Genomic DNA, 23,622 nt, shown 5'->3' on the forward strand with positions numbered 1-23,622 from the left:
ACGTACCCTTTTCTGTTGTGCCGAACGCCAACGAAGACATCAGCGCCCTCAGTCAGGTACAGCGCCGCGCGGTGAGTGAACTGCTGCGAGTGTCCCCTGTCGCCGACGACCTCGCCCGCCGATTCCAGGAGGCCGGGTTCTCCCTCGCCCTGGTCGGCGGTTCGGTCAGGGACGCGCTGCTGGGCCGACTCGGCAACGACCTGGACTTCACCACGGACGCACGTCCCGAGGACGTGCTGAAGATCGTCCGACCCTGGGCGGACGCCGTCTGGGAGGTCGGGATCGCTTTCGGCACGGTGGGGGCACAGAAGGACGGCTACCAGATCGAGGTCACGACCTACCGCTCCGAGGCATACGACAGGACCTCGCGCAAGCCCGAGGTGTCGTACGGCGACTCGATCGAGGAAGACCTCGTACGTCGTGACTTCACCGTGAACGCGATGGCGGTGGCGCTCCCCGAGAAGGAGTTCATCGACCCGCACGGCGGGCTCGAGGATCTCTCTGCGCGTGCGCTGCGCACCCCCGGCACTCCTGAGGAGTCATTCTCCGACGACCCGCTGCGCATGATGCGGGCCGCGCGTTTCGCCGCGCAGCTGGACTTCGAGGTGGCCCCCGAGGTCGTCTCCGCGATGACCGACATGGCCGGCCGCCTCGAGATCGTCTCGGCGGAGCGGGTGCGGGACGAGCTCAACAAGCTGATCCTCTCCGCCCACCCACGCAAGGGCCTGACCCTGCTCGTCGACGCCGGCCTCGCCGCGTATGTCCTGCCCGAGCTGCCGGCTCTGCGGCTGGAGCGTGACGAGCACCACCGGCACAAGGACGTCTACGACCACACGCTGATCGTCCTGGAGCAGGCGATCGCGTGGGAGGGGAGCGGACCGGACCTCACGCTCCGGCTCGCCGCGCTGCTGCATGACATCGGCAAGCCCCGCACGCGCCGCTTCGAGAAGGACGGCCGGGTCTCCTTCCACCACCACGAGGTGGTGGGCGCCAAGATGACCAAGAAACGCATGGCCGCCCTCAAGTACTCCAACGAGCTCATCAAGGATGTCTCGCGTCTGGTCGAACTCCACCTGCGCTTCCACGGGTACGGCACCGGCGAGTGGACGGACTCCGCCGTCCGCCGCTACGTGCGCGACGCGGGCCCTCTCCTCGACCGGCTCCACAAGCTCACCCGCTCCGACTGCACCACGCGGAACAAGCGCAAGGCGAATGCCCTGTCCCGCGCGTACGACGGTCTGGAGGAGCGCATCGCTCAGCTCCAGCAGCAGGAGGAACTGGATGCCATCCGCCCGGACCTCGACGGCAACCAGATCATGGAGATTCTGGGCGTCGGACCCGGCCCGGTGATCGGGCAGGCGTACAAGTTCCTGTTGGAGCTACGGCTGGAGAACGGGCCGATGGAGCACGACGAAGCGGTGGCGGCACTCAAGGAGTGGTGGAGCCAGGCGGCGCAGGTCTGACGGCAGGTCCTCCGCCGCCTTCGGAGGGCAGTAGCACGGCGCGGTGTTTCACGTGAAACACCGCGCCGCGCTGTCCTGCCGCCGAGCAGCGAGGGAGGCGCAGGCCCTGAGGGGCGCTGTTTCACGTGAAACACCGCCCGCTCACGGTCACTGCCGTTTCGGCACTCCGAAGCGGGCCATGGTCACGGCGATCACTGCATAGATCACGGCCACGGTGATCACCAGAGCGGCGGAGCGGCCGTCGGCAGGGAGCATCAGGGCGGCCACGCCGGCGGCGCCGACGAAGGCCACGTTGAACAGAACGTCGTAGAGGGAGAAGATCCGGCCCCGATAGCCGTCGTCGACCGAGGACTGGACGATGGTGTCCGTGGCGATCTTCGCTCCTTGTGTGACGAGGCCCAGGACGAACGCCGCGGTCAGCATGGGCGCTTCCGTGAAGGGCAGGCCGAGTGCCGGCTCCAGCACGGCGGCGGCCGCTGCGCAGGTGACGATCCAGAGACCCGGACCCAACCGCCCGGCCGTCCAGGGTGTCACGACCGCCGCGGTGAAGAACCCCGCCCCGGAGACTCCCACGGCGAGGCCGAGAAGAGCCAGCCCCTCTTCCGAGTCGGACGCGCCGGGACTGTCGGACGACCAGGCGTACCGGCAGAGCATGAGCACCATGACCGTCAGGGCGCCGTAGCAGAACCGCATCAGTGTCATCGAGGCCAGTGCCCAGGCCGCCACCCTCCGCCGTGGCTCGATGAGATGCCGCAGGCCCCCGACCAGACCCCGAGCGGTACCGACCAGGGCCGCGCCCAGCCGAGGCTGTACCAACTCGCGGTTCGGCCCGAGTAGTTCCCGGGTGATACGCAGTGAGGCGAGGGCCGCGCACAGGTACAGGGCGGAGCCGAGGAGGACCACCGCGGCGTCGGAGTCCGAGGCGGCCAACCGTACGACGAAGGCGAGTCCGCCGCCCGCGGTCGCGGCGAGCGTTCCGGCCGTCGGGGAGAGCGAGTTGGCGATCACCAGGCGGTCGGGGTCCACAACGCGGGGCAGCGCGGCGGAGAGTCCCGCCAGGACGAACCGGTTGACCGCCGTGACGCACAGCGCGGAGACGTAGAACAACCAGTCGGGTGCATGGCTCAGGATCAGGACGGCTGTCACGGATGCCAGCAGGGTGCGCAGCAGGTTTCCGTACAACAGCATCTGGCGCCGCCGCCAGCGGTCCAGAAGGACGCCTGCGAAGGGGCCGACGAGAGAGTACGGAAGGAGCAGGACCGCCATCGCGGAGGCGATCGCGGCTGCCGAGGTCTGCTTCTCGGGCGAGAAGACCACGTACGTGGCGAGCGCGACCTGATAGACGCCGTCGGCTCCCTGGGAGAGCAGGCGCACGGCGAGCAGACGCCGGAAGTCCTGGAAGCGGAGCAGGACCCGCAGGTCACGCGCGACGGACATGGGGCACAGCCTCACATACGGGGAGGGTCCCCGGTCGCACGACCCGGGGACCCATCAACAGCCCAGAAGGCGAGCCTGTCTAGCGCTCGACCTCGCCCCTGATGAACTTCTCGACGCTCTCGCGGGCCTCGTCGTCGAAGTACTGCACCGGCGGGGACTTCATGAAGTACGAGGACGCCGACAGGATCGGGCCGCCGACGCCGCGGTCCTTGGCGATCTTCGCGGCGCGCAGTGCGTCGATGATGACACCGGCGGAGTTCGGGGAGTCCCAGACCTCGAGCTTGTACTCGAGGTTCAGCGGGACGTCACCGAAGGCACGGCCCTCGAGGCGGACGTACGCCCACTTGCGGTCGTCGAGCCAGGCGACGTAGTCGGACGGGCCGATGTGGACGTTCTTCTCACCGAGCTCCCGGTCGGGGATCTGCGAGGTGACGGCCTGAGTCTTGGAGATCTTCTTGGACTCCAGGCGGTCGCGCTCCAGCATGTTCTTGAAGTCCATGTTGCCGCCGACGTTCAGCTGCATCGTGCGGTCCAGGACCACGCCCCGGTCCTCGAACAGCTTCGCCATGACGCGGTGCGTGATGGTGGCACCGACCTGCGACTTGATGTCGTCCCCGACGATCGGGACGCCCGCCTCGGTGAACTTGTCAGCCCACTCCTTGGTGCCGGCGATGAAGACCGGAAGGGCGTTGACAAAGGCGACCTTGGCGTCGATGGCGCACTGGGCGTAGAACTTCGCCGCGTCCTCGGAACCGACGGGCAGGTAGCAGACGAGGACGTCGACCTGCCTGTCCTTGAGGACCTGGACCACGTCGACCGGGGTCTCGGCGGACTCCTCGATGGTCTCGCGGTAGTACTTGCCGAGGCCGTCGAGGGTGTGGCCGCGCTGCACAGTCACACCGGTGCCCGGCACGTCACAGATCTTGATGGTGTTGTTCTCGGAGGCGCCGATGGCGTCCGCGAGGTCGAGCCCGACTTTCTTGGCGTCGACATCGAAGGCGGCGACGAACTCCACGTCACGGACGTGGTAGTCACCGAACTGCACGTGCATGAGGCCGGGGACCCTGGACGCCGGGTCGGCGTCCTTGTAGTACTCGACTCCCTGCACCAGCGACGCAGCGCAGTTGCCCACGCCGACGACGGCTACGCGAACCGAACCCATTCCGGTTGCTCCCTGTGTGTACGAGTGAGGTCCTGGCAGGGACCTCACATGGTGGTGTCGCCGGGCGCATCCGGCCCGGGGGTGTCCCCGGGCCGGGGCAGGGCGCCCGGCGCTCCCTCTGTGGTGTCGTGAGCGGGTTCTCCATGGCCGGGACCTTTCAGGTCCCGGCCCGCCCGCTCGCTCTCGATGAGCTCGTTAAGCCAGCGCACTTCGCGCTCCACGGACTCCATCCCGTGGCGCTGGAGCTCAAGCGTGTAGTCGTCGAGGCGCTCGCGGGTGCGCGCCAGGGAGGCGCGCATCTTCTCCAGCCGCTCCTCCAAGCGGCTGCGACGGCCCTCCAGGACGCGCATGCGCACATCACGGGAGGTCTGCCCGAAGAACGCGAAGCGAGCGGCGAAGTGCTCGTCCTCGTAGGCGTCGGGACCCGTCTGCGAGAGCAGCTCCTCGAAGTGCTCCTTACCTTCTGCCGTCAACCGGTAGACGATCTTGGCGCGGCGGCCTGTGAGCGCGGCGGCTGGAGCATCGTCCGGGGTGCTCCCCGGTTCCTCGATCAACCAGCCGTTGGCGACCAGCGTCTTGAGGCAGGGGTAGAGCGTCCCGTAACTGAACGCACGGAACACGCCCAGCGACGTGTTGAGTCGTTTGCGCAGCTCATAGCCGTGCATCGGGGCTTCGCGGAGCAGGCCGAGGACGGCGAACTCGAGCATCCCGGAGCGTCGGCTCATCGTCGCCTCCCCTCTCCCCCTGGCCCTGTCGACACGCTTTATGCCGAGCTGATGTATCGACTCGATACATCCAGACGATAGAACGCCCCTACGGATGCGACAAGTGGGGGCGTGGTGAACGGGATCACATCACCGATCAGTAGGATGCAAGTTGCCTGATTTGGGGTGAAGTTCGGTGCTCGGTGGGTTTTGGCGGTGCGTAGTCTGTGCGGCATGCACACCACTGGGAACCGAGTGACGTTTGAGCACGTCGTCGTCCTGGATGCGGTACGGATGAATGCCTGCACGACCGCATCCGTACTTCGGGGGGACCGGAAGCCAGCCGCCGTTTCCAGGCGCGCACGGGTGCGCCTGCCCGAGGAGTAATCGTTCGATGAGCGAGCACCGTCGCAAACCGCCGCAGCCGCAGGGAGGCGGACGTGCCGCGGCCCGACGCGGCCAGTCGGCGTCCTCCGGCCGCCGCGCGGCACCGCGGGGCGCCACCGGGTCACTTTCCGACACCTACGGCTCGGGGGGTGAGGAGACCCAGTACGAGGGTCGTGCTGCGGCTCGACGGGCGGCGCAGAGAAGTACCGGCGCCGGTACCGGTGGTGGCCGTCGCGGAACGGCCGAACCTGCCGGGCGCGGCCCGGGCCGTGGCCGTGGACACCCCGCCCCGCCCGGTAAGAAGCGTTTTATCGACTATCCGCGCGTAGGGAAGTACGGGGCGATGCGCTGGGTCCCCTCATGGCGCCAGGTGACGGGGCTGTTCATCGGGTTCTTCGGATGCCTGGTGGCGGCGGCCGGCATCGGATACGCGGTCGTGGCCGTACCCGACCCGGCCCAGGCCGCGACGGCCCAGAACAACGTCTACTACTGGTCGGACGGCTCCCAGATGGTCGCGACCGGTGGTGAGGTCAACCGCCAGATCATCGCGTACGAGAAGATCCCCAAAGAGATGCGGTACGCCGTCATGTCGGCGGAGAACAAGACGTTCGAGACCGACAGCGGCGTCGACCCCATGGGTATCGCCCGTGCCGTCGTCAACATGGCCAAGGGTGGTCAGACGCAGGGTGGTTCGACCATCACTCAGCAGTATGTGAAGAACGCCATGCTCGACGACCAGTCGCAGACCCTGTCGCGGAAGGTCAAGGAACTCTTCATCTCGGTCAAGGTGGGCACCTCGGTCGAGAAAGAAGAGATCATGCGAGGCTACCTGAACACCGCGTACTACGGACGTGGTGCCTATGGGATCCAGGCGGCCGCCCGCACGTACTTCGGCAAGGACGCGGACGAACTCAACGCGAGCCAGTGCTCCTTCCTCGCCGCGGTCCTCAAGGGGGCCACCTACTTCGACCCGGCCGGCGCGACGTCGATCGACCCGGCGGCCTCGGCGCAGGCCAACCTCAAGCGGGCCAGGGAGCGCTGGAGCTGGATCCTCGACGAGATGGTCAAGGACAAGCACCTGCCGGCGACCGAGCGGGCGAAGTACACCGAGTTCCCCAAGATCCAGAGTCCTCGGTCCAACGCCCAGCTGGGCGGCCAGATCGGCTACCTCGTCGACACGGCCAAGGGATACATTCTCAACAACACCGATATCACGCAGAAGAAGCTCGAGCAGGGCGGCTACGAGATCCACACGACCTTCGACAAGAACAAGGTCAAGGAACTCGAGAAGGCCGTGGCGAAGGTCCGCAAGGAGAACATCAAGCCCGACCTGCGCCCGGACACCGATACCCATGTGCAGTTCGGTGGCGCGTCGGTGAACCCGGAGTCGGGCGCCATCGAGGCGATCTACGGCGGTGTGGATGCCACCAAGCACTTCACCAACAACGCCGACGTCACCGGCGCACAGGTCGGTTCGACATTCAAGCCCTTCGTCCTGGCGGCAGCCATGACGTGGGGCAAGCGCGACCCCGATCTCGGGGAGACGCAGGCGCAGGACGAGCGCACCATCGTCTCACCGAGGAGCCTCTACAGCGGCAAGAACAACCTCAAGATCAAGGACTACAAGGGCGACATCTGGACCAACGAGGAGAACAAGGAGTGGCTGCAGGCCAACGACGACGACGCGTCGTACGGCAGCCCGCCGAAGTACCAGATCGACCTGCGTGAGGCGATGCGGGTCTCGGCGAACTCCGCCTTCGTGCAGCTGGGAATGGACGTCGGTCTGGACCGGGTGAAGGAAGCAGCCCTGGAAGCTGGTCTCAAGGAAGGCAGCCTCACCGGCACCAGCTACCCGTCCTTCTCGATCGGTATCTCCGATCCCAGTGCGATCCGTATGGCGGGCTCGTACGCGACCTTCGCCGCCAGCGGAAAGCAGAACGAGCCGTTCTCCGTCAAGACGGTCGAGTACGAGGGTCTGACCATGTTCGACCACGACGACATCGCCGATCCCAAGCGGGCCTTCACCACGGAGGTCGCTGACAACGTCACCGACGTCCTCAAGACCGTCGTCGACGAGGGGACCGGCTCCTCGGCCCAGCTGCCCGGCCGTGAGGTGGCGGGCAAGACCGGTACCACCGACGGCAACAAGTCGGCCTGGTTCGTCGGGTACACCCCGCAGTTGTCGACCGCGATCAGCATGTACCGCATGGACGACGACGAGGCCAACAAGAACCGGACGTTCTTGGAGATGTACGGCACCGGTGGCCAGGCGACGATCCACGGTGCCTCGTTCCCGGCCGAGATCTGGCACGACTACATGGAGGACGCGCTCAAGGGCGTGCCGCCGAAGGCCTTCCCGGAGCCTGAGCCGATCGGTGAGATCGTCAACGAAGAGCCGGACCCGACGCCAAACCCGACGGTGACCGAGTCCGAGAAGGAGAGCCCCGAGCCGAGCCCGTCGCCGACCGAGAGTGAGATCCTGCCCTCACCGTCGCCCAGCGAGACCTGCACCAACCCGTTCGATCCCACCTGTCAGGCAACCGGTGGTACGGACCCGGGCGGGACGGCCACTGGTGGCGTCGATGGTGGAGTGACACCGGCACCGACGGAGTCGGAGGAGGATACGAGGGGCAACCAGAACGGGGGTTTCCTCGGAGGCCCCAGTGGGTGACTCCTTGCCCGGCAGAACGTGTTTCACGTGAAACAGCGGCCATCGCACCGATCAGGTGCGGTGGCCGCTGCCATGTCCGGAGAGAGACATGGACGGAACGAATGTCGGCATGTTTCACGTGAAACATGAGAGGCGCACTCGACGGGGTGCAGTGGTGGTCGGCGTATTCCCAGGCGCGTACGGCAGGATGTGCGGCATGCCCAGTGCAGAGACGACGCGAGTGAGCGTGGACGAGCCGGAGCCGGTGCGGCCGACCAAAGAGGACGAGGTCGCTTCGACCGGCAGTGAGCTGATCGGCGGCCCGATCGGGCGGCGTGCGCTGCTCGGTGCGTCCTGGTGGACGCCCGTACGGGTCGTCGCACTCGTGGCAATCGGCATGTTCGCGCTGGGCATGGTGCAGAAGCTGCCGTGCTACGACGGAGCCTGGTTCTTCGGAGCCAGCTCCCAGTACACGCACGCGTGCTACTCGGACATCCCGCACCTCTATCAGGGGCGAGGGTTCGCCGACGGGCTCGTGCCGTACTTCGACAAGATCCCTGGCGACATGGAGTACCTCGAGTACCCCGTGCTGACCGGCGTGTTCATGGAGGTCGCCGCCTGGCTCACCCCGGGCCGCGGGTCCATCCAGGAACAAGAACAGTGGTACTGGATGGTCAACGCCGGGATGCTGATGGCGTGTGCGGCGGTCATCGCCGTCTGCTCCGCGCGCATCCATCGCCGGCGCCCCTGGGACGGCCTTCTGGTGGCCCTGGCGCCCGCTTTCGCGCTGACCGCCACCATCAACTGGGACCTCCTCGCTGTGGCCCTGCTGGCCGCCGCGATGCTGATGTGGTCGCGCGGCCGTCCCCTCGCCTTCGGTGTGCTCATCGGTCTTGCCACGGCCGCCAAGTTCTATCCGTTCCTGGTGCTCGGACCGCTTTTCGTACTGTGCTGGCGAGCGGGCAAGTGGCGGGCGTACGGGACCGCGCTGCTCGGTGCCGTCGGGGCCTGGCTCGCGGTGAATCTCCCGGTGATGCTTCTGGCCCCCGACGGATGGGCGAAGTTCTACCGCTTCAGCCAGGAGCGCGGCGTCGACTTCGGTTCCCTCTTCCTCGTGATCTCCCAGCGGACGAACATCCAGATCACCCCCGAGACGGCGAACGCGTACGCGATGGTCTCGATGGTGCTCGTCTGCGCGGGCATCGCCGCGCTCACACTGACCGCCCCGCGCCGCCCGCGCTTCGCGCAGCTCGCTTTCCTGATCGTCGCGGCCTTCATCCTCACCAACAAGGTCTACTCGCCGCAGTACGTGCTCTGGCTGGTGCCCCTCGCCGCGCTGGCTCGGCCCCGCTGGCGGGACTTCCTGATCTGGCAGGCCTGCGAGGTCGCGTACTTCCTGGGGATCTGGATGTACCTCGCGTACACGACCAGCGGCGAAGCCCACAAGGGCCTGCCCGCCGAGGGCTACCAACTTGCCATCTTGGCACACCTGTTGGGGACGCTTTATCTGTGTGTCGTGGTCGTCCGGGACATCTTCATGCCGGAACGGGACGTGGTACGCCGAGCCGGTGACGACGATCCGTCCGGCGGGGTGCTCGACGGTGCGGAGGATGTGCACGTGTACGGCGCGGCGGCTCCTCCCTCGCGGCACGCGACGCGCTTCGACGGACCACAGGTGGAATGGGGCAGCCGTGACCCGGGAGGCGGTTCGCTCTGAGCGAACAGAACTCGGTCATGCGAAGCAGAGGGCCGTACACGGGTTTCCGTGTACGGCCCTCTGCTTCGCACGGCGGTCGCTCCCGCCCGACGGCCAGCTCGGCCGCTCCCTGGAGAAGCAGAGTTCAGCGGTCGACGATCCGGTCGAACTGCGTGGTGGTGTGCCGCAGGTGGGCCACCAGTTCCTCCCCGACCTTGGGCTCCGGCGCGTCCGACGGCACGAAGAGGATCGACACCTGCATGTGCGGCGGCTCGGCGAACCAGCGCTGCTTGCCGCCCCAGACGAACGGAGAAAGGTTCCGGTTGACCGTCGCGAGGCCTGCCCGGGCGACGCCCTTGGCGCGCGGCATGACGCCGTGCAGCGCCTTCGGGGCCTCCAGACCCACCCCGTGCGACGTGCCGCCGGCCACGACCACCAGGAAGCCGTCGGAGGCCGCCTTCTGCTGCCGGTAACCGAAGCGGTCGCCCTTGGCGACGCGGGTGACGTCCAGCACGGCCCCGCGGTACCCGGTGGCCTCATGGTCGCCCAGCCACAGCCGGGTGCCGATACGGGCGCGGAAGCGGGTCTGCGGGAACTGCTGCTGGAGACGGCTGAGATCCTCGGCCTTGAGGTGGCTGACGAACATGGTGTGCAGCGGGAGGCGGGCCGCGCGCAGACGGTCCATCCAGCCGATGACCTCCTCGACGGCGTCCGAGCCGTCGGTACGGTCCAGCGGCAGGTGGATGGCGAAGCCCTCCAGGCGCACGTTCTCTATGGCCGCGTGGAGCTGGGGCAGTTCCTGCTCGCTCACGCCGTGCCGCTTCATCGAGGACATGACCTCGATGACGACGCGGGCGCCCACGAGGCCGTACACGCCGTCGACCGACGACACGGAACGGATGACGCGGTCGGGCAGGGGTACGGGCTCCTCAGCCCGCCGGTAGGGCGTCAGCACCAGCAGGTCGCCACTGAACCAGTCCTTGATCCGGGCCGCCTCGTACGTGGTGCCGACGGCGAGGACATCCGACCCGAGGCGCGTGGCCTCTTCCGCCAGCTTCTCGTGCCCGAAGCCGTAGCCGTTGCCCTTGCAGACGGGGACGAGTCCCGGGAACTGCTCCTGAACGTGCTTGTGGTGTGCCCGCCAGCGCGCGGTGTCGACGTAGAGCGTGAGCGCCATGGCCGGTCCCGGAACCTTTCTCGTGGCTGCGGTGTATCAGAGGTATGGAAGCAAAAACGGGGGCGTCAGCGACGCGACATGTAGATGTCGAGCGCCTTGTGGAGCAGCTTGTTCAGCGGGAAGTCCCACTCACCGAGGTATTCGGCAGCCTGCCCGCCGGTGCCCACCTTGAACTGGATCAGGCCGAAGAGATGGTCCGTCTCGTCCAGCGAGTCGGAGATACCGCGCAGATCGTAGACGGTCGCGCCGAGTGCGTAGGCGTCGCGCAGCATGCGCCACTGCATCGCGTTCGAGGGCCGGACCTCACGGCCGATGTTGTCCGAGGCGCCGTAGGAGTACCAGACGTGTCCACCGACGACCAGCATCGTCGCGGCAGACAGGTTCACGCCGTTGTGCTGGGCGAAATAGAGGCGCATGCGGTTGGGGTCCTCGGTGTTGAGGGCCGTCCACATGCGCTGGAAGTACGACAGCGGGCGGGGCCGGAATCGGTCGCGCACAGCAGTGATCTCGTACAGCCGCTGCCACTCCTCAAGGTCGTGGTAACCGCCCTGGACGACCTCGACGCCCGCCTTCTCGGCCTTCTTGATGTTGCGGCGCCACAGCTGGTTGAAGTTCTTGTGGACCTCTTCCAGGGAGCGGTTAGCCAGCGGAACCTGGTAGACGTAGCGGGGCTGTACGTCACCGAAGCCGGCCCCGCCGTCCTCGCCCTGCTGCCAGCCCATGCGGCGCAGCTTGTCAGCGACCTCGAAGGCACGCGGTTCGATGAAGTCCGCCTCGATGTCGCGCAGCCGCTTCACATCCGGGTCCTGGATGCCCTTCTTGATGGACGTGGCCTCCCACCGCCGGATGATCACCGGCGGGCCCATCTTCACCGAGAAGGCGCCCTGGTGCTTCAGATGCGCGAGCATCGGCTCCAGCCAGTCGGTGAGGTTCGGCGCGAACCAGTTGATGACCGGGCCCTCGGGCAGATAGGCGAGATAACGCTTGATCTTGGGCAGCTGGCGGTACAGCACCAGGCCGACGCCGACCATCTCGCCGTTCTTCTCGTCGAACCACCCGAGGCTTTCGGAGCGCCACTCGGCCTTGACGTCGGCCCAGGCCGGGACCTGCATGTGGCTAGCCGAGGGCAGGCTCTGGATGTACGCCAGATGCTGCTCTCGGCTGATCGTCCTCAGGGTCAGGCTCATTCGCGGCGCTCCTCGGGCTGGTGTGTCCCCATGGGTACAGGGGCTCCGGCTCTCGCGCCGAAGCCTACTGCGCCCTGCGGGCACCCCGAATGGCTGTATGGGACCTGGGGCCCGGTCGGCACGCGGCCAGGATGTCAGGTGATGTCATCGGCCGCTTGGTCCGATGTGGGGTGGCGAACAGCGAGGGGCACACCCCGCCGAGCGCGCGGCCGTTGATGTGGCGTCAGCCGAAGACCCCGCCGAAAAGGCCTCCCTGGGCCATGCCGAGGAAGAAGCCGACGGCCGAGGCACCGAGACCCACAACCAGCCCAAAGCGCTCACGGGTCGTCTCCGAGATGAACTGCCCGTACGCGCCGGTGAGGATTCCCACCAGCCCCGTCCAGGAACTGAGCAGGTGCAGATGGGGGAACATCGCAGTGATGAAGGAGACCGCTCCGAGCACGAGCGTCACGGCGAGCAGGGTGTCCTGGACGGGGTGGGGCTTGTCGTCGGTGGCGAGCAGGGAACCGGCGATGTTGGGTCGCGTTGTCTGTGCCATGGGGCACCTCCTGCGGAAGACGGCGCATCGTAGCGCCATACACACCCGATGTGTACAGATTGACGGTCACCGCCACCTGATTTCAACCGGAAGCGGGTGTGCGGGTAGTCTGTAGCGTCTGCACCGGTGTCTGCCCAGGCCATGACAGGGATCCCTAGCGGGAGCCCTGATTGTCAGTGGCTGCCGATACCGTTGCGTACGCATCACGACCCTCCTGCCACGGAACGACCGTGGCCGCTGAGTCCAAAGGAGGTGGGTTCCACATGCGTCACTACGAGGTGATGGTCATCCTCGACCCCGATCTGGAGGAGCGCGCTGTCTCCCCCCTGATCGAGAACTTCCTCTCCGTCGTCCGTGAGGGCAACGGAAAGGTCGAGAAGGTCGACACCTGGGGCCGTCGTCGTCTCTCGTACGAGATCAAGAAGAAGCCTGAGGGCATCTACTCGGTCATCGACCTGCAGGCCGAGCCTGCGGTCGTCAAGGAGCTCGATCGCCAGATGAACCTGAACGAGTCGGTCCTCCGGACCAAGGTCCTCCGTCCCGAGACTCACTGAGCTCTTCCGCTCAGCTGATCCCGGGATCCGAGTAGCAGCACCAAGCAGCCAGCAGCAAACCCGCCGAGAGGTTCCCCCATGGCAGGCGAGACCGTCATCACGGTCGTCGGCAATCTTGTCGACGACCCCGAGCTGCGCTTCACCCCTTCCGGTGCGGCGGTCGCGAAGTTCCGTGTCGCGTCCACCCCCCGCACCTTCGACCGTCAGACCAATGAGTGGAAGGACGGCGAGAGCCTGTTCCTGACCTGCTCGGTCTGGCGTCAGGCGGCGGAGAACGTCGCCGAGTCGCTCCAGCGAGGCATGCGCGTCATCGTGCAGGGCCGGCTGAAGCAGCGGTCCTACGAGGACCGTGAGGGCGTCAAGCGCACGGTCTACGAGTTGGACGTCGATGAAGTCGGCGCCAGCCTGCGCAGTGCCACGGCCAAGGTCACCAAGACCGCCGGGCGTAGTGGCCAGGGCGGTTACGGCGGCGGTGGCGGTGGCGGCCAGGGTGGCGGCGGCTGGGGCGGAGGCCCCGGCGGTGGCGGCCAGCAGGGCGGCGGCACTCCCGCCGACGACCCGTGGGCCAGCGGCGCTCCCGCCGGTGGCAACCAGGGCGGTGGCGGCGGCTGGGGCGGAAGCTCCGGCGGCGGTGGCGGCTACTCGGACGAGCCCCCCTTCTAAGACCCCTGGGAAGCCGGATCACCGGTCTCCGAGGTCGAGGACGGGGCTCGTACCCCACACTTCTTGATCACACAGGAGAAACACCATGGCGAAGCCGCCTGTGCGCAAGCCTAAGAAGAAGGTCTGCGCTTTCTGCAAGGACAAGGTCACGTACGTGGACTACAAGGACACGAACATGCTGCGGAAGTTCATTTCCGACCGTGGCAAGATCCGTGCCCGCCGCGTGACCGGCAATTGCACGCAGCACCAGCGTGACGTCGCCACGGCCGTCAAGAACAGCCGTGAGATGGCGCTGCTGCCCTACACGTCCACCGCGCGCTAAGGGAAGGGTGACCGACCAATGAAGATCATCCTTACCCACGAGGTCTCCGGTCTCGGCGCTGCCGGTGACGTCGTCGACGTCAAGGACGGCTACGCTCGCAACTACCTGATCCCGCGGAAGTTCGCGATCCGTTGGACCAAGGGCGGCGAGAAGGACGTCGAGCAGATCCGTCGCGCTCGTAAGATCCACGAAATCCAGACCATCGAGCAGGCCAACCAGGTCAAGGGCCAGCTCGAGGCCGTCAAGGTCCGTCTGGCTGTCCGCTCCGGTGACGCCGGTCGTCTCTTCGGTTCCGTCACTCCGGCCGACATCGCTTCCGCGATCAAGGCTTCCGGTGGCCCCGAGGTCGACAAGCGCCGCATCGAGCTGTCTGCTCCGATCAAGACGCTGGGCGCCCATGAGACGTCCGTGCGTCTGCACCCCGAGGTTGCCGCCAAGGTCAGCATCGAGGTCATCGCGGCCTAAGCGCTGTGCTCGCTGAGGCGGTGTGTGGGGCCGCACCCTGTGAGGGTGCGGCCCCACACGCATATCGGTGCTCCGGTGATCGGCGGGGGCACATCTGCGAAGTGACTGTTTCACGTGAAACGGAGTCAGGTTTCGGCGACGCGTTTCAGCGCGCTGCGCCGGTGACGATCCAGAGGCCGGAGCGGGAGCGCAGCCACAGGGTCAGCATGCGCGTTGCCATCATCAGAGTCATCGCCCCCCAGAGGGCAGTAAGACCTCCGCTGAAGGAGGGGACGAGCAGAGCGGCTGGGGTGAAGACTGCCAGGGTCAGCACCATGGCCCGGGCAAGGTAGGGGCCGTCTCCCGCACCCATCAATACGCCGTCGAGCACGAAGACGATCCCGCAGATCGGCTGAGCGAGCGCCACCACCACCAGCGCGGGCAGCGCGGCTGCCTCGACTGCCGGGTCGCCCGTGAAGAGCGGGATGAACAAGGGGCGGGCAGCGATTACCAGGAGCCCGAGCACAGCACCCGTGGCGATCCCCCACTGCACCATCCGCCGGCAGGCCTCCCGGGCTCCTTGGGCGTCTCCCGCGCCGAGATAGCGGCCGATGATGGCCTGCCCGGCGACGGCGATTGCATCCAGGGCGAAGGCGAGCAGGCTCCAGAGCGAAAGGACGATCTGGTGCGCGGCGATGTCCTGGTCCCCCAGGCGGGCGGCCACCGCGGTGGCGATCAGCAAGATCCCACGCAGTGAGAGGGTACGGACCAGCAGGGGCACTCCGGCCCGAGCCGAGGCACCTATGCCGGCGGTGTCGGGGCGCAGAGAGGCGCCGTGCCTACGAGCTCCCCGGATCACGACCCAGAGGTAGGCGGCTGCCATGCCGATCTGGGCGATGACCGTGCCCCAGGCGGATCCGGCGATGCCCAGGCCGGCGCCGTAGACAAGGACCGCGTTCAAGGCGCCGTTGGCAACGAAGCCCGCGCCGGCGACGTAGAGCGGTGTCTTTGTGTTTTGGAGGCCGCGCAGGACACCGGTGGCGGCGAGCACGACGAGCATGGCAGGGATACCGAGTGCCGAGATCCGTAGATAGGTGGTGGCATAAGGTGCCGCGGTGTCCGAAGAGCCGAAGAGGGCTACGAGATCGGGTGCGGTGGGAAGGACGACGGTGACGACGGCGGCACCGAGCAGTAGGGCGAGCCAGATGCCGTCCATGCCCTGGCGGATGGCGGCCCGCAGATCGCCGGCCCCGACTCGTCGAGCGACGGCGGCCGTCGTGGCGTAGGCGAGGAAGACGAAGACACTCACGGCTGTGACGAGGAGTGCCGAGGCGACGCCGAGACCGGCCAGTTGTGCGGTGCCGAGGTGGCCGACGATCGCAGTGTCGACCATCAGAAAGAGCGGCTCGGCGACGAGTGCGCCGAAGGCCGGAACGGCCAGCGTGACGATGTCACGATCGTGCTGACGCCGGGTGGCCCTGGAGGTCGCGGAAGCCTGTGTCATGACCACCAATCTAATCTTCCACAGGTAAGAGATGTAATGCGGTAGCGGCTATTACATCACGCCTGGTCGGGTGCGCCGTCACATGCCGACCTGGATGATCTCGATCCAGTCGGGGAAGTTTTTCTTCTGCACAGCCGGTGGACGGTGAAATCGCAGGTCAGAGTCGGTTATCCGGAAGAGGCGAGGTCTTGTTCACAGGGCTGTCCACTGAGTCGTGCACAGGTTTTGCGGAGTTCTCCACAGCATCTGGGGCGTCGTCCACATGGCCTGTGGATAACCAGATTGGCTGACGGTGCCGACGGGCCTACGGTAGTGCGGCGCCCACTCCTTGGCAGATCACGGAAACCTCGCAAAACCGACACGCCAGAACCGGAGTTGGGCCTCTTATTTGTCAGTGTCGTGCCGTAGAAAAGAAGCACGGCGAGGTCCGCTCGGCGGACGGGAGGAGGCTGCTCGGTGAGCATTTCCGAGCCCTTGGACGACCCGTGGGCCGACAGCGGGCCCAGTGATCGTCTGCCTTCTTCCCGCCGGAGTCACAACGGCGGTCGGAACAGGGACGAGCAGCACGACCGAGGCCGGGACAACGGGGAGTGGGACGGCGGGGGTTCTGCTTTCGAACGCGTACCGCCGCAGGACCTCGACGCCGAGCAGTCCGTTCTCGGCGGCATGCTGCTGTCCAAGGACGCCATCGCCGACGTGGTCGAGATCCTCAAGGGCCCCGATTTCTACAAGCCGGCGCATGAGACCATCTACCAGGCGATCCTCGACGTCTATGCCAAGGGCGAGCCGGCCGATCCCATCACGATCGCCGCCGAGCTCACCAAGCGCGGCGAGATCACCAAGGTCGGTGGCGCCTCGTATCTGCACACCCTCGTCCAGACGGTGCCGACGGCCGCGAACGCGGAGTACTACGCGGAGATCGTCCACGAGCGTGCCGTCCTGCGCCGCCTGGTGGAGGCGGGCACCCGCATCACTCAGATGGGATACGCGGCCGACGACGACGTGGACGAGATCGTCAACAGAGCCCAGGCCGAGATCTTCGCGGTCACCGAGCAGCGCACCACCGAGGACTATCTCCCCCTCGGCGACATCATGGAGGGAGCGCTCGACGAGATCGAGGCGATCGGTTCGCGGTCGGGGGAGATGACCGGTGTGCCGACCGGATTCACCGACCTCGACCAGCTCACCAACGGGCTGCATCCGGGACAGATGATCATCATCGCGGCCCGTCCCGCCATGGGTAAGTCCACGTTGGCCCTCGACTTCGCGCGCGCCTGCTCGATCAAGCACAACATGCCGAGCGTGATCTTCTCGCTCGAGATGGGCCGCAACGAGATCGCGATGCGTCTGCTGTCGGCCGAGGCGCGCGTGGCCCTGCACCACATGCGGTCCGGCACGATGACCGACGAGGACTGGACGCGGCTCGCCCGCCGGATGCCGGACGTCTCCGCCGCCCCGCTCTACATCGACGACTCCCCAAACCTGTCGATGATGGAGATCCGCGCCAAGTGCCGCCGCCTGAAGCAGCGCAACGACCTGAAGCTCGTCATCATCGACTATCTGCAGCTGATGCAGTCCGGCGGCAAGCGGTCCGAGAGCCGCCAGCAGGAAGTCTCGGACATGTCGCGAAACCTGAAGCTGCTGGCCAAGGAGCTGGAGCTGCCGGTGATCGCGCTGTCGCAGCTCAACCGTGGTCCCGAGCAACGTACGGACAAGAAGCCCATGGTCTCCGACCTGCGTGAGTCGGGATCGATCGAGCAGGACGCGGACATGGTGATCCTGCTGCACCGCGAGGACGCATACGAGAAGGAGTCGCCGCGCGCGGGCGAAGCGGACATCATCGTGGGCAAGCACCGTAACGGTCCGACGGCCACGATCACAGTCGCCTTCCAGGGCCACTACTCGCGGTTCGTGGACATGGCGCAGACCTGATCTGGATGAAATGCGCTCGACTCGTGGTCCCGAGCCCGATGGACTTGGCGCATGACAACACCTCAGGAAGAGCTGTCTCCCGCCACACGCCGGGCTCTGCTGCATCGCATCGCCGTCGCTCAGGCCGAGGGGCGGGCACCGTCGCTGGTCGCGGCGGTGGTCCGGGACGGGGAGGCGGTGTGGAACGGGTCGCGGACCTCGGTGCAGGGGCACGCTCCGGACGAGAACGTGCAGTATCGGATCGGCTCGATCACCAAGACGTTCACCGCCGTTCTGGTGCTGCGATTGCGTGACGAGGGTGTGCTGGACCTCGGCGATCCGCTGGAGAAGCATCTGCCGGGCACCGGCGCGGGGGACGCTACTGTCGCCGAACTGCTCGCGCACACAGGCGGCCTGGCGGCCGAGTCGCCGTCGCCCTGGTGGGAGCGCACACCTGGCTCTCTGCGTCCGGAACTCGCCGATGTGCTCGGCGAACAGCCCCATCGACATCCCGTCGGCCGACGCTTCCACTATTCCAACCCCGGCTTCACCCTTCTCGGCGCACTCGTCGAACAACTGCGGGGCGCTCCCTGGGAGGACGTCCTACGACGCGAGGTGCTCGAACCGCTGGGCCTGCGCCGCACGACGTGGCACCCGGAGGCACCACACGCCGGCGGCTGGGCCGTGCACCCGTGGGCGGACGCGATGCTCCAGGAGCAGGTCGAGGACCTGGGCCGCATGGGCCCCGCAGGCCAACTCTGGTCCACAACAGCGGACTTGGCGCGCTTCGCGGTGTTCCTGACTAAAGGGGACGACCGGGTGCTGAGCGTGGACTCCGTCCTGGAGATGCGGGCGCCGGCCGCGCCAGGGGAGGCCGGCGACGTGTCTGCCGGTTCGTCGTATGGGCTCGGGATGCAGCTTCAGTACCGTGACGGCCGGTTCCTCGTCGGCCACAGCGGTTCGGTACCCGGTTTCCTCGCGAACCTCACGATCAGTGTCGAGGACGATGTGGCGGCCGTGGTGTTGGCCAACTGCACCTCCGGGCCAGTGGTGTCGGACGTGGCCGCCGACCTCGTACGCATCGTGGCGGAGGCCGAGCCACGGATTCCCGAGCCGTGGCAGCCGCTGGCCGCAGTGGACCGCGCCGTCCTGGAGTTGACCGGCCCTTGGTACTGGGGGACGCACAGCTTCGTATTGCGACTTGGTGCTGACGGGGGCGTCTCGCTGGATCCACTGTCCGCCACCCTGCGCGGTGCCCGGTTCCGGCGCAACGACGATGGGAGCTGGACCGGACTCAACGGCTACTTCGCCGGAGAGCTCCTACAGGCCGTACGAAGGCCTGACGGAACGGTGGGCCACCTGGACCTCGGGTCGTTCGTGTTCACGCGTCAGCCGTACGACGAGGGTGCTCCGGTGCCGGGCGGAGTGGACCCTGAGGGATGGCGCGGGATCCCGTAGGCGCCGTCCTGGCCGTGGTGGGGTTCTGGCGCGCGTTGTTTCACGTGAAACTGAGCTCCACAGGCGTCACCGGGCCACTCCTCGGAGCGGCAGCTTGAAGCCCAGGTGGGTGGCCTCGAAGCCGAGCCGCTCGTAGAAGCGGTGCGCGTCGGTGCGTGTGACGTCGGATGTCAGCTGCACCAACTGGCAGCCCTGGTGCCGTGATGTGTCGATCGCCCACTGGATGAGCTGCGTACCAAGACCGCTGCCGCGTTCATCGGCGTGGACGCGTACCCCTTCGACAATCGAGCGGGTGGAGCCACGCCTGGAGAGCCCGGGAATGATCGTCAGCTGGAGCGTGCCGACGACACGGCCCTCGCGGACGGCGACCACCAGGTGCTGGTTCGGATCGTCGCTGAGGCGCTCCAGCGCGGTGAAGTAGGGAACCAGGTCGTCCGGCGACTCGCGCTTTGCCCCTAAGGGGTCGTCGGCCAGCATCGCGACGATCTCAGGGACGTCGTCCTTGGTCGCGGGGCGAATTGCAAGATCTCCCATGCCCGCACCCTACGCGCGGACACACTCAGGGACTCCACGACGCGGACCAGGGGGCCAGTTCGATGTTCTTCGCCCTTCGTCGAGGGCGAACGTAGTCGGCGTCCCGCTGGGCACCCTGCTCGGGCAGTCCGTGGGCCGGCGGGTATCGTTCGCCGGCGTCGCGGCGCTGGGCGTCGTCGGACTGCTGGGCATCGCCCGGCTGGTCCCGGAGATGCCCAAGCCCCAAGGCGTGCGCCTGCGCCATGAACTGGCCGGCTTCAAGAATCCCCACGTCCTGCTCGCCATGGCGATGACCGTGCTGGGCTTCGGCGGCGTCTTCGTGGCCAGCACCTACATCGCGCCGATGATGACGCACGTCGCCGGCTTCGCCGACTCCTCCGCCCCCTGCCTCGGCGGCCTCGTCGTCGACGCGGGCCGCGGTTGCACGGCACCCAACTGGGTCGGAGCCGCCCTAGCGACGAGCGCTCTCGCGCTGGCACTCGTCTCGGCGAGGCTGGACCGCAAGGGCAGCGTCGCCAGTACGGTCGTTGCGGGAGCGGGAGCGGCTGAACAGCGAACAGCCATCCCTTACTGATGCACCGTAGATGCCCCGCACTCCTGAGCCCGTGCCTCAGCCCGCCGCCACGGTCAGCGGGGCGTACCGCCGGGTCCAGTCACCCGGCAGCTGGGCAATCCCGTATGTCATCACCGAGTTGAAGGCGATCGAGGCCAGGCCGCGTTCCTTCACCCACGCCAGCAGTTCCTCATGGCGTACGTCGATGTCGGTGCGCAGTGGTCGGTCGGTGCGGGCGGCCAGGGAGTTGATGAGGGCCTTCGCCGTCTGTGTGTCGCGGGCGATCAGCGGGCCGACGACATGGTCGTCCATGTTGGGCCAGGCAGCCGCGTAGCCGATGATCCGGCCGCTCTCCTCGGCGACGCGCAGTTGATCGGCGAAAGCGGGGAGCCGGGTGAGGATGTGGGTGCGGTCCGTGCCGAAGATCTCCTCGTCGAGGCGGACGATCGTGGTGAGGTCTTCGGCCGTGGCCCGGCGTGTCGAGACCGCGAGGCCGGGGCCGTCCGGCGTGAAGTGCCCGCGGACCATCTCGGCCCGTCCGGTGGCCTTGAAGCCCAGCTCCTCATAGAGCGGCCGTCCGTACGGAGTCGCATGCAGGGTCAGCGGGGTCGTGCCCATTTCCGAGACGACATGGCGGATCAGACGGCGGCCGATGCCCTGGCGCGCGTGCCGCTCGGCGACCAGCATCATGCCGATGGCCCCCAGATCCGGGCGGCCCGCCGGGCCGTACTCGGTCACCACGCAGGCGGTGACGAGACCGCCATCAGGGTCATCGATGCCGTACCCGGCCCCGGCCGTGAGAAGCAGCCCCCACTTGTGTTCCTCGCGGGGCCAGCCCCGGTCCTCGGACAGATCGGCACAGGCGGTGAGATCACGAGGCGTCAGACGGCGGATGGGCAGAGCGGCGGGGGAAGGTGTCGGCACGCAGGTCAGGCTGGCCGATACGAGCACGTGGCGTCCAGCGGTTTGCCGTCAGGCATACGCCATTTTGGCCATCTCGTGCACAACCGCGCAACGTGCGGACAGATGTTTCACGTGAAACGGCCCCATCCAGGCACACGCGTGCAGTCATCGTTAGCCTCGGCTCCGTGATTCGACTGCACCTGTTCGACCTGGACGGGGCCCTGCCGCACCGCACAGCGGCCCCGGTGGAGACCTTCGAGAGGACGCGGTGGCTGCGACGCGTCCGGGACACCTGAGCCGAGACCGTACGGTGACTCTCTCCGACACGGAACTCTTCGGCACTCTTCGAGACGGTGCCGATCTCGGTCGCTGTGAATACCGACCGGCATCTGATGAAGCGCGTCGGTCGCTCGTACGCGGGGGCCGGATCTGTGGGATGCACATGAATGGGTGCGACGCGCCAGGTAATTGAAGGAATTACTGATTCGCCCCGTTGAATTCCCAGGTGGGCGAGGGGGGACTTGTGTGTGGCGCGCCTGCCGGTAGGGTCGAGTCCGGTTCGTGTCCGAAGTGAGATGCAGTCGTCTCATGGCGGGGGTGCGAACGCAGCCCAATGCGGCCCAACCGGACGAGGGGATCGTGGATCTGCGTTTACCGTTACGAGACGGAAGTGTTCGTGCGGTGTGGAACGCTGCGCTGAGGGCTGCGGCTCACGTCACACTCTCACCTACTGGTCCGTACGGAACGGCAGCCCGGGTTGAATGTGGCCGCATTGTCCGATGGGGAACGAACGGGTAAGAGCAAGGCCGTCCGCGGGGGAAAGCAGCGACGTCCGACTGGGGAAGTCGCAGATCGACCGAAAGATGCTCGAGGCGAGGCAGACCATGGACGCTCCGACCACCACGTCGGCCGGCAACGGCACTTCGGGGGACAGTGACGGAGGCGGCTGGTTCACACCGCGCACGTCTCCGCCGCCCCCCGGCGGAGACCAGGAGCCCGAAGGCAACCGCCTTGCCGCCCTGCGGCCCGTGCGCCGTTCCCAGGAGTCGTCGACCGGCCCGCAGCAGGACCGGGACGACGCCGGGCGAGAGCGGCTAGAGGCCTCCGTGAACCTTCCTCCCGATGCCCCGGACATCCAGGTCGAGGGCAGTAGCGCGCCTCCTCCTCAGCCCGGCCCGGCCGCCGTGGAGTACGGCTCCGAGCGCTCCGTCATCGATGGCCGGGTGCCCGTACAGCGCGCCACCGGTATCGACGCTGCCTCTCCCGACGCCGTTCTCATCCAACGGACCATGGCCGAGATCGAGCCCGTCGCCGACAAGGTCACCTCGTACTTCTACGCTCTGCTCTTCGTCCAGCACCCGGAGCTGCGCTCGCTGTTTCCCCCGGCGATGGACGCCCAGCGCGACCGCCTGCTCAAGGCGCTGCTGACCGCGGCCGAGCACATCGACAACACCCCGGTCCTCGTGGACTATCTGCAGAACCTCGGGCGTGGCCACCGCAAGTACGGCACTCAGCCCGACCACTACCCGGCCGTCGGCGAGTGCCTCATCGGCGCGCTGAGCCGGTACGCCAAGGAGAGCTGGAACGATGCGACGGAGGCGGCCTGGGTCCGGGCGTACACGACGATCTCCCAGGTGATGATCGACGCCGCGGCGGCCGACGAGCTGCGTTCCCCGCCCTGGTGGCTCGCCGAGGTCGTCTCGCACGAGCTGAGAACCGCGGACACAGCGGTCCTCACCGTCCGTCCGAACCAGCCGTACCCCTTTCTCGCCGGGCAGTACACGAGCCTGGAGACCCCCTGGTGGCCGCGGATCTGGCGGCACTACTCGTTCGCCTCGGCGCCCCGCTCGGACGGACTGCTGTCGTTCCATGTGAAGGCGATCGCCGCGGGCTGGGTGTCCAACGCGCTCGTGCACCGTGCCCGGCCCGGTGACGTCCTGAGACTGGGCCCGCCGGCCGGCGCGATGACCGTCGACCACACCACTCACAGCGGACTGCTCTGTTTGGGCGGCGGCACCGGAATCGCACCCATCAAGGCGATCGTCGAGGACGTCGCCGAACACGGGCGGCCCCGCCCGGTCGAGGTCTTCTACGGAGCCCGCACCGGCCAGGATCTCTACGACCTCGACACACTGCTACGGCTGCAGCAGACCAACTCGTGGCTGGAGGTCCGCCCGGTCGTGGACCGACACGGGCTGCTCCAGCTGCCTGACGCCATACGTGACCACGGGCCGTGGAACGAGTACGACGCGTACCTCGCGGGCCCGCCCGGCATGATCCGCAGCGGTGTGGACGCGTTGAAGGCAGTCGGCATTCCGTGGGAGCGCATACGTCATGACTCGGTGGAGGAACTGGTGGCCGCCGGAGACTGACCG

General features: G+C 67.3%; 19 protein-coding genes and 1 pseudogene. 11 read left to right on the forward strand and 9 right to left on the reverse strand.

Features of this window, described 5'->3' with window-relative positions; genetic code table 11:
• Window positions 1-17 precede the first annotated feature (17 nt).
• Window positions 18-1,463, forward strand: a complete 1,446-nt coding sequence (locus WBG99_RS17560; RefSeq protein ID WP_338897213.1) for a CCA tRNA nucleotidyltransferase — start codon at window positions 18-20, stop codon at window positions 1,461-1,463.
• 147 nt (window positions 1,464-1,610) lie between these two features.
• Here the strand turns inward: WBG99_RS17560 and WBG99_RS17565 are convergent, their stop codons facing one another.
• From WBG99_RS17565 to WBG99_RS17575, 3 genes are all read right to left on the reverse strand, one after another.
• Window positions 1,611-2,900 (reverse strand): MFS transporter, encoded by a 1,290-nt coding sequence (locus tag WBG99_RS17565; RefSeq protein ID WP_338897214.1) that lies wholly within the window; start codon window positions 2,898-2,900, stop codon window positions 1,611-1,613.
• Between the two features lie 79 nt (window positions 2,901-2,979).
• Window positions 2,980-4,062 (reverse strand): inositol-3-phosphate synthase, encoded by a 1,083-nt coding sequence (locus WBG99_RS17570; protein ID WP_338897215.1) that lies wholly within the window; start codon window positions 4,060-4,062, stop codon window positions 2,980-2,982.
• Between the two features lie 44 nt (window positions 4,063-4,106).
• Window positions 4,107-4,787, reverse strand: coding sequence for a PadR family transcriptional regulator (locus WBG99_RS17575; RefSeq protein ID WP_338897216.1), 681 nt, complete (start codon window positions 4,785-4,787; stop codon window positions 4,107-4,109).
• A gap of 373 nt (window positions 4,788-5,160) precedes the next feature.
• Here WBG99_RS17575 and WBG99_RS17580 point away from each other — a divergent pair, with 373 nt between their 5' ends.
• Window positions 5,161-7,824, forward strand: coding sequence for a transglycosylase domain-containing protein (locus WBG99_RS17580; RefSeq protein ID WP_338897217.1), 2,664 nt, complete (start codon window positions 5,161-5,163; stop codon window positions 7,822-7,824).
• A gap of 196 nt (window positions 7,825-8,020) precedes the next feature.
• The gene (locus WBG99_RS17585; protein WP_338897218.1) at window positions 8,021-9,520 is read left to right on the forward strand and encodes a glycosyltransferase 87 family protein; all 1,500 of its coding nucleotides are present in this window, start codon (window positions 8,021-8,023) and stop codon (window positions 9,518-9,520) included.
• A gap of 124 nt (window positions 9,521-9,644) precedes the next feature.
• On the opposite strand, the gene WBG99_RS17590 is transcribed toward WBG99_RS17585, so the two are convergent.
• The 3 genes from WBG99_RS17590 to WBG99_RS17600 form a co-directional block, all read right to left on the reverse strand.
• Window positions 9,645-10,676 (reverse strand): alanine racemase, encoded by a 1,032-nt coding sequence (locus WBG99_RS17590; protein WP_338897219.1) that lies wholly within the window; start codon window positions 10,674-10,676, stop codon window positions 9,645-9,647.
• A 65-nt stretch (window positions 10,677-10,741) separates the two neighbouring features.
• Window positions 10,742-11,863 carry a peptidoglycan bridge formation glycyltransferase FemX gene (femX, locus tag WBG99_RS17595; RefSeq protein WP_338897220.1) on the reverse strand — a complete coding sequence of 374 codons (1,122 nt, stop codon included), beginning with the start codon at window positions 11,861-11,863 and terminating at the stop codon, window positions 10,742-10,744.
• Between the two features lie 223 nt (window positions 11,864-12,086).
• Window positions 12,087-12,401: a hypothetical protein gene (locus WBG99_RS17600; RefSeq protein WP_338897221.1), complete on the reverse strand. Its 315-nt coding sequence runs from the start codon at window positions 12,399-12,401 to the stop codon at window positions 12,087-12,089.
• A 263-nt stretch (window positions 12,402-12,664) separates the two neighbouring features.
• Between WBG99_RS17600 and rpsF the strand changes: the two genes are divergently transcribed.
• From rpsF to rplI, 4 genes are all read left to right on the forward strand, one after another.
• Complete coding sequence (rpsF, locus tag WBG99_RS17605) at window positions 12,665-12,955, forward strand: 30S ribosomal protein S6 (protein WP_006604399.1); 291 nt, start codon at window positions 12,665-12,667, stop codon at window positions 12,953-12,955.
• 78 nt (window positions 12,956-13,033) lie between these two features.
• Window positions 13,034-13,618: a single-stranded DNA-binding protein gene (locus WBG99_RS17610; RefSeq protein WP_338897222.1), complete on the forward strand. Its 585-nt coding sequence runs from the start codon at window positions 13,034-13,036 to the stop codon at window positions 13,616-13,618.
• 85 nt (window positions 13,619-13,703) lie between these two features.
• Entirely contained in the window at window positions 13,704-13,940 is a 237-nt protein-coding gene (gene rpsR / locus WBG99_RS17615) for a 30S ribosomal protein S18 (RefSeq protein WP_003949403.1), read from the forward strand.
• Between the two features lie 18 nt (window positions 13,941-13,958).
• A complete protein-coding gene (rplI, locus tag WBG99_RS17620) occupies window positions 13,959-14,405 on the forward strand; it encodes a 50S ribosomal protein L9 (protein WP_338897223.1) in 447 nt (148 codons plus the stop codon).
• Between the two features lie 145 nt (window positions 14,406-14,550).
• Here the strand turns inward: rplI and WBG99_RS17625 are convergent, their stop codons facing one another.
• A complete protein-coding gene (locus WBG99_RS17625) occupies window positions 14,551-15,888 on the reverse strand; it encodes an MATE family efflux transporter (protein ID WP_338897224.1) in 1,338 nt (445 codons plus the stop codon).
• A gap of 456 nt (window positions 15,889-16,344) precedes the next feature.
• Between WBG99_RS17625 and dnaB the strand changes: the two genes are divergently transcribed.
• Together dnaB and WBG99_RS17635 are read left to right on the forward strand one after the other, a co-directional pair.
• On the forward strand, window positions 16,345-17,820 hold the full coding sequence (gene dnaB, locus WBG99_RS17630) for a replicative DNA helicase (RefSeq protein ID WP_338897225.1): 1,476 nt from the start codon (window positions 16,345-16,347) through the stop codon (window positions 17,818-17,820).
• Between the two features lie 51 nt (window positions 17,821-17,871).
• Window positions 17,872-19,257, forward strand: a complete 1,386-nt coding sequence (locus WBG99_RS17635) for a serine hydrolase domain-containing protein (protein ID WP_338897226.1) — start codon at window positions 17,872-17,874, stop codon at window positions 19,255-19,257.
• 66 nt (window positions 19,258-19,323) lie between these two features.
• Here WBG99_RS17635 and WBG99_RS17640 read toward each other — a convergent pair whose 3' ends face one another.
• Window positions 19,324-19,791 carry a GNAT family N-acetyltransferase gene (locus WBG99_RS17640; RefSeq protein WP_338897228.1) on the reverse strand — a complete coding sequence of 156 codons (468 nt, stop codon included), beginning with the start codon at window positions 19,789-19,791 and terminating at the stop codon, window positions 19,324-19,326.
• An 85-nt stretch (window positions 19,792-19,876) separates the two neighbouring features.
• Between WBG99_RS17640 and WBG99_RS17645 the strand changes: the two are divergent.
• A pseudogene (locus tag WBG99_RS17645) lies at window positions 19,877-20,365 on the forward strand (MFS transporter); the annotation flags it as partial.
• Between the two features lie 36 nt (window positions 20,366-20,401).
• Here the strand turns inward: WBG99_RS17645 and WBG99_RS17650 are convergent.
• Window positions 20,402-21,268, reverse strand: coding sequence for a GNAT family N-acetyltransferase (locus WBG99_RS17650; RefSeq protein WP_338897229.1), 867 nt, complete (start codon window positions 21,266-21,268; stop codon window positions 20,402-20,404).
• A gap of 863 nt (window positions 21,269-22,131) precedes the next feature.
• On the opposite strand from WBG99_RS17650, the gene WBG99_RS17655 reads away from it, so the two are divergent.
• Entirely contained in the window at window positions 22,132-23,619 is a 1,488-nt protein-coding gene (locus WBG99_RS17655) for a globin domain-containing protein (RefSeq protein ID WP_338897230.1), read from the forward strand.
• The last annotated feature ends 3 nt before the right edge of the window (window positions 23,620-23,622 follow it).

Origin of the sequence: Streptomyces sp. TG1A-60, assembly GCF_037201975.1 — a bacterium.
Taxonomy (GTDB): domain Bacteria; phylum Actinomycetota; class Actinomycetes; order Streptomycetales; family Streptomycetaceae; genus Streptomyces.